The sequence below is a fragment of the Niastella sp. genome (assembly GCF_045805085.1).
In the GTDB taxonomy this organism is placed as follows: Bacteria; Bacteroidota; Bacteroidia; order Chitinophagales; family Chitinophagaceae; genus Niastella.
Genome location: NZ_JBJMLX010000175.1, coordinates 1 through 6820, shown reverse-complemented (window position 1 = coordinate 6820; position 6820 = coordinate 1). Strand labels below are relative to the sequence as shown.

At 44.1% G+C, this 6820-nt stretch carries 5 protein-coding genes; 3 read left to right on the top strand and 2 right to left on the bottom strand.

Translation table 11 applies throughout. The features are described from left to right. Positions 1–3012: ATP-binding protein (locus ACJ751_RS08955; RefSeq protein WP_407745145.1), on the top strand; the 3012-nt coding region annotated here is incomplete at its 5' end. Between the two features lie 5 nt (positions 3013–3017). Here the strand turns inward: ACJ751_RS08955 and ACJ751_RS08950 are convergent. After that, positions 3018–3650, bottom strand: a complete 633-nt coding sequence (locus ACJ751_RS08950) for a response regulator (RefSeq protein WP_407745144.1) — start codon at positions 3648–3650, stop codon at positions 3018–3020. Positions 3651–3834: 184 nt separating this feature from the next. Here ACJ751_RS08950 and ACJ751_RS08945 point away from each other — a divergent pair, with 184 nt between their 5' ends. Both ACJ751_RS08945 and ACJ751_RS08940 read left to right on the top strand, forming a co-directional pair. Next, positions 3835–4740, top strand: coding sequence for a helix-turn-helix domain-containing protein (locus ACJ751_RS08945; protein WP_407745143.1), 906 nt, complete (start codon positions 3835–3837; stop codon positions 4738–4740). A gap of 208 nt (positions 4741–4948) precedes the next feature. Then, positions 4949–6355 (top strand): zinc-binding dehydrogenase, encoded by a 1407-nt coding sequence (locus ACJ751_RS08940; RefSeq protein WP_407745142.1) that lies wholly within the window; start codon positions 4949–4951, stop codon positions 6353–6355. Between the two features lie 123 nt (positions 6356–6478). Here ACJ751_RS08940 and ACJ751_RS08935 read toward each other — a convergent pair. Continuing rightward, positions 6479–6820 (bottom strand): zinc-binding dehydrogenase (locus ACJ751_RS08935; RefSeq protein WP_407745141.1); only part of this gene is annotated, 342 nt, incomplete at its 5' end.

The window sequence follows — 6820 nt, the reverse complement described above, 5'->3', positions numbered from 1 at the left end:
TTCCCCCATTCCCGGCTGCTTGTATTATCTGCTTTGTGCATGTTGATGTTCATGCTATCAAAGGCACAAACCAACCTGCCTGATTATAGCGTTGTCAATTACAACAGCGATAATGCACTTCCCCAGAACAGCATCAATGACATGGTTTTCGATAGCCATGGCTTTCTATGGCTGGCTACTGAAATGGGACTGGTACGCTTCGACGGGCAACATTTCCGGGAGTATACAATGGGTAATTCCCCGGCCTTATATAACAACAGGTGTGCCCTGGTTAAATCAGGGAAAGGCAAAATACTGATTGAATCTTCTTATTCCAGCCACCACATCCTTACCGTTACAAATGATTATCAGTTAAAAGCCGACAGTCTTCTTTCTGCGAACCCATATCAATGTAACCGGTGGAGCAACTGTATCTTTTACTATGATAAGATATTTAAAAAATGGGGCCATGATTCAACAGCTTTTAAAGGACTGTTTCACAGGTTGGACCTGAATGGCGACCTGGTAACAGAGAACGAAAGACAGGCTTATGTAAGAAAAGATTCAAATTGCTATTATCTCAATGATAACACGGCCGAAGTCCGGCTGCTGAAAGAAACAGAAGGCCATGCATTCAAGATCCTGTTCATGGTAGAAGATGTATGTTTCTATTTCGACCGGCAAAATCACTTGTATGCTTACAGACAGGGCCGACTGCAAAAAAGTGTAACCTGCAGCGACCGGCTCATGAAGATCTTCGCGCAGGCGCAGTCGGGGGCTTACCCCAGTCAGTATACGGTAAAAGCCTTACGGGATGCCCGCCATTCATTCCTTGTTTACAAAGGAAATATCCTGCTATTGACTATCAGGAACGGGGTGCTTGATTTTGAAGTACTGGCTGCCAACACTTCTATAAAAAATATAAACGTTCTCATTTACGACGAGGTTTACCGCAAATTATATGTTGGAACCGCAACCAGTGGATTGTATATTCTTAAAAAATATGACTTCGACCGGCTATTTTTTGCCAGTGATAATTATGCGATCAACAGCCTGTATGCACAATTAGAAATATCACCCGGCCGTATTCTCACCGCATCCGGTGTGCTAAGCCGCAATAGCGCGGTGAATAAACCAACACCGGGTTTATACGACCAGCCCGCCTTGCTGCGTTCGAATGACGGTTATATCTGGTACTCAAATTATCACTCTTTAAAAAGGATCGATACGGGCCTGCGAAAACCTGTTACCATGCAATATCTCGGCGGCTGGTTGATGGCGATCACCGAAACCGCTGATAAAGCCCTTGTGTATGGCGAAATGCATAATTTGTTCCGCCGCAAGGGGAACGATACCACTACTTTACTGCATACATCGGAAAATATTCAGGTGATCAATGAAATATTTCCCAACGATCTGTGGATCGGTACTTCAGGTGGCTTGTATTCATACGATCTCACGAAGGGAACGCTTCGCCGGTTGGCTTTGCAAAATGCTTCTGTAAGGGCGCTTTATAAGGCCGGCGATGGAAGCATCTGGATTGGTACATACGGACAGGGTTTTTATAAATATGACAGGGGACGGTTCCTGAAAATGCCAATAGACCCGGGTAACAACCTGGCCACTATCCATTGCTTTATGGAAGATAAGCTGGGATATTTCTGGCTGCCAACCAACAAAGGATTGTACAGGGTGGCGAAAAAAGAACTCGATAGCTACGCCTCAGGGAACAGGGAAAATGTTTTTTATTATTACTTCGACAAATCTGCCGGGTATTCAACCAATGAATTCAACGGCGGCTGCATGCCCTGCGGCATTGTTTTAGAGGATGGCCATTTTTCCCTTCCTTCCCTCGATGGGTTGGTCCAGTTCAGGCCAGACAGCATTCCTGTTGAGCTGCCCGGTTCGCCTGTTTTTATTGACCGCATTATAGCCGAAGAAAAAAAAGTGTTGCCTGGCGATCATTTTGACCAGCGCCAGGATTCAGGCCCCCTGGTATTTATGATCTCATCTCCTTATTTTGGCAACCCGGCCAACCTGCATTTGGAATATCAGATCCCTCAACTTGATAATAAATGGCGCCCGGTGAATAGCGACGGCAGGCTGGTGCTAACCGGTTTGCGAAAAGGGAAATACACGCTTGTCATTCGCAAGCAGGAGCGTTATGGCCATTATGTCTATAACCGTATTTCCTGGACTGTACTTCCTTACTGGTATGAAACGATCTGGTTCTGGCTGCTGGTAGCTATAGTATCGATAAGCAGTCTTTTCTTTATTTTTCTGTTCCTGTATACCCGTGAGGTAAAAAGAGCAGCGCAATTGGAACAAAAAGTAGCAGAAAGAACGGAAGCATTAACTGCAAGCAACCAGGTGAAAGAAAAAATGATCGCTGTTATTCTGCACGATCTGCGATCACCGATACGCTTTCTCCACCTCATGGCCGATCATATTTATGAGAATTATCAAAAAGCTGCCCGGTCCGAGATGACCGGCCTGTTGTTGAAATTCCGTAACGCCACACATGACCTGAACGAGTTTACCCAGGACTTCATGACCTGGACAAATGCACAGAAAGAGGGATTTGTTATCCGGCGGGAAAGAATACCCCTTCGGGAAACCGTGGCGGGTATCGTTTCGCTGTATGAGCCCGCGGCCACTATACGCAACAATAGCCTGCTCAACCTGGTGCCTCCGGAACTTACGTTGATCTCCGATCTCAATATATTAAAGCTCATCATCCGGAACCTGGCCGATAATGCCAATAAGTATACCGTGGGTGGGGAAATAAGAATAGAAGCCAGGAAGATTGCCAACAATATTGTTATTACTATTACAGATACCGGCACCAGCATGAATAAATTACTCATATCGGAGATCCTGAACAATACCTACCAGGCAGATGGTGGTAGTCATGGCCTGGGTTACAAGATCATTAGCGAATTATTGGCCCGGATCGAAGGAAAACTGGCAATAGATCAACCCGGAGATACCGGCAACAGGATCACCCTCACTTTTACAACCCGAAATGAATGAGCGGGCTATACAATATCAAACCGTTTAACCAGGGTGGTTAATTCTATTACATTTTTAACCTTCAGCTTTTGAAGGATACTGGCTTTGTGTGTACTGGCGGTTGAGATATGAACAGACAGGATCACGGCGATCTCCGATACATTCCTGCCCTCTACCAGATGCGTCATTACTTCGAGTTCGCGGGCTGACAGGTTTTCAAATGCACTTTTGGCGGGCGAGCCTTCTTCCGCCTGGCGGGTTATGAGCTCCTGCAGTTTGGGGCTAAAATATTTCCTGTTGTTCATTACAGTAGTAATAGCCCTGCGGATCTCAGTCGAATCGGATTCTTTATTAACAAATCCCAAGGCGCCCAGTTGCAAATATTTCTTTGCGTAGATCTCTTCGCTGCTCATACTAAGGATCAGGACCTTCAACTGCGGTTGAACGCTGAAGATATTTTTCAGCAGATTAACAGAGTCCGTGACAGGCATATTGATGTCCATTATAAAAAGATCATACGGGGTTGATTGTATTTTTTCCCAGGCGCAATTGCCATCGCTGCATTCATCTATCTGCACGTTTAAATATTCCGATTGAATAAGAACACTTAGCCCTGTTCTTACTATAGTGTGATCATCAGCGATTAAGATCCTTTTCACGAATGTTGTACTTTGGAGTTTAGACAATTTGAAATACTCTTGGCCGGTAAAGATAATATTACGATTATATTAGAAGTTATTTATTGGAAAATACGAAAACGAAATAGTGTATATGTATTTTCGTTTATATGTTGGCTCATAAACGGCGGCAATGGCCTAATACCCAAAAGATAAGTAATTTAGTATGATGGAAACAACTGAATCACTGGAGAATTTTTATCGTCAGAAAATGGGTATCCTCCCCAGTGAAATCTTTCGTAAAACAGGTCATTTCAATGTATTTACAATGGAAGATTACGCCGGCAAAGATCCTGCGTATCCCATGCCTTACGGCCGCAAGGACTATTACAAGATAGCGCTGATTAAAGGTCCGCACCGGGTAGAATATGCTGACAATACATATGAGGTAAAGCATAATATGCTCATGTTCGCCAACCCGCAGATCCCTTATAACTGGACACCTGCAATGGCCACGCCTACAGGCGCATTCTGTGTATTTGCCGAAGATTATATGAAAGGATTCGGAAACATTAAAGATTATCCGCTTTATCAGCCAGGTGGCACGCCCATCCTTGATATCACAGATGAGGAAGCGGCGCTTGTAATGGAGTTGTTTAACAAAATGTTCCGTGAAATTGCTTCAGAATATCCTTATAAGTATGACTTGCTTCGAAACATGGTATTCGAAATGGTTCATACGGCACTTAAACTTCGCCCGGCAGTGGCTGTTATTGCATTACCTGATTCTAATGCGGGACGAAGGATCACCTCTTTATTCCAGGAGTTGCTTGAACGCCAGTTTCCTATTGAATCAACAATCCAGCACATCCGGCTTAAAACACCGGCAGAGTTTGCAGAACAGCTGCATGTACATATTAACCATCTGAACAGGGTGCTCAAAGAGGTTACAGGTAAAACAACAAGGCAATTGATTGCTGAACGGATAGCGTCAGAATCCAGAGCGTTGCTCAAACATACCAACTGGAATATTTCTGAAATTGCATGGTGCCTGGGCTTTGAAGATACCTCGAACTTTATAAAATTCTTTAAGAAAAACAGCGATCTTACACCTCATCAGTTCCGAAGGTGAATGGTCAATCGTGAATGGTCAATCGTGAATGGTGAATACCTCGCCATTCACAAGACTAATAACTAATTGGGGAATCAAAAATCTCGTGAGCCCATTGCCCATTGCCCATTCACCATTGGCCATGTTTGATTAATACCATTTTCCGTTTGAATCTGCCTTTCTGAGCGATTTTTGCACTGCTAACTTTGAATTACAAAACGTAATTACAATGGAAGCTTATCTTTTAGCGCAGAATGGTGGTATTGAAAAATTGAAAAAGGTCACTATGCCTACGCCAGGCATTCAAACAAATGAAGTACTGATTAAAACCAAAGCCATTGGCATTAATCCGATCGATATTCAGGTCAGGAATTCAAAGGACATCCTGGGTATGATCACGCACGGAAATATTCCTCAACAGGTAGTTTTAGGCTGGGATGTGGCCGGCGTGGTGGAACAAACCGGAGAGGGGGTGAATGACTTCAAACCTGGAGATGAAGTGTACGGACTTTTAAACATGCCTGGTTTGGGGAATACTTATGCCACTTATGTAACAGCTGATGCCCGTCAGCTTGCTCACAAACCCGCTGCACTTGATTTCGTTGCCGCCGGAGCAACTCCGATGGCTGCAATGACCGCCTGGCAGGCCGTGGTTACCAGGGGACATGTAAAGCATGGAGAAAAAGTATTGATCCATGCTGCATCAGGAGGTGTTGGACATTTTGCTGTACAAATTGCAAAATACCTGGGCGCCTATGTTATTGGAACAGCCTCTGCAAAAAACAAAAATTTTGTTATGGAGCTGGGCGCAGATGAATTCATCGATTACACAGAAAAACCATTTGAAAAGCAGCTTCAAAAAGTGGATGTGGTTATTGATACCATTAATTCTGTTGAACATATACTGCGCTCGATCAGTGTTCTAAAAAAAGGAGGCCGTTTAGTTTATCTGCAACCGCATTTTCAATCTGCCATAGAAGCTCAATTACTGGCAGCGGAAGTTAGCGGATCCGGCGTGTTTGTCAACTCTTCAGGCGAGGTGCTCGCTGAAATAAGTAAACTTATCCGTGAGGGTCATGTGCTTCCTAAAGTTACCCAGGTGTTTGGTTTTAATGAGCTGCCCCAGGCGCAGGCTGCAGTAGAAAGCGGCAGGGCAACCGGCAAAGTAGTGGTATCGGTAAACGATCATACAAAAGAGGACTTTATTAAAGCCCTTACACAGGAAGAAATTAATACTATCTATGACTTTTATGGTGTCTTCAGCAAAAGGGATTACAACGAGGTAGACCGCATACTGGCGCCTGACTGGAAGGACATTCCGCTGGCGCCGGGTCAGTTGGAGGGCCCAACGGGTTTCAAAGAACTGGTACGCAATTTTACCACGGCCTTCCCGGATCTGATTATTAAGGTGCACGAGGTATTTGGAACCCATGAACGGGCAGGGGTAAGGGCAGAAATGTCTTTTACGCATAGCAGCGAATTCATGGGCATTGCACCTACTCATAAAAAACTCACAGTAGCTATACATGAGTTTCATTATTTAAAAGATGGAAAGTTAACCACCACCTGGCACCTGGAGGACTGGCTGAGTATGCTGCTGCAAACCGGCGCCTGGCCTGTTAACGGGCAACAATAATTTAAAACTAATAGCATATGCAGGGCTGAAAGAAAGGGTAAGCGTTGATTACCGGCGCACCTTACTTGTCGTTCTGTGAAAGCCCGCGAATAAACGGGCTTTCACATTTTTCTAACGGGGTGCTTACTCCATTTCTATGGTTACTTTACCAATGTACCCGCCTTGTTCAGCATATTGATACGCTTCTTTGGATTGAGCAAAAGGGAATACTTTGCTGACTTCAATCTGCACACCATTGTTTACAGCATTTAACAAAACATCCATATCTTTTGCCGAAGGACTGGAGAGTATAACAATGTGCTTTTTGCCTGTAAATAAATTTTTGAATAGCGATGTAGGGATTTCAACAGGTTTGGGAACCGGGTTTAAAAACAATGCTCTTGCCTTCATTATTTTTTTAGCATTTGCATACCCCATTTTACCTGATAGATCAATAACAATATCGTAGGCGATATTTTGAGCAAG

Excerpts from the sequence above, each read along its gene's own strand:
- ACJ751_RS08945 (WP_407745143.1), top strand. The coding sequence starts at position 3,835 with ATGATGGAAACAACTGAATCACTGGAGAATTTTTATCGTCAGAAAATG.
- ACJ751_RS08940 (WP_407745142.1), top strand. The coding sequence starts at position 4,949 with ATGGAAGCTTATCTTTTAGCGCAGAATGGTGGTATTGAAAAATTGAAA.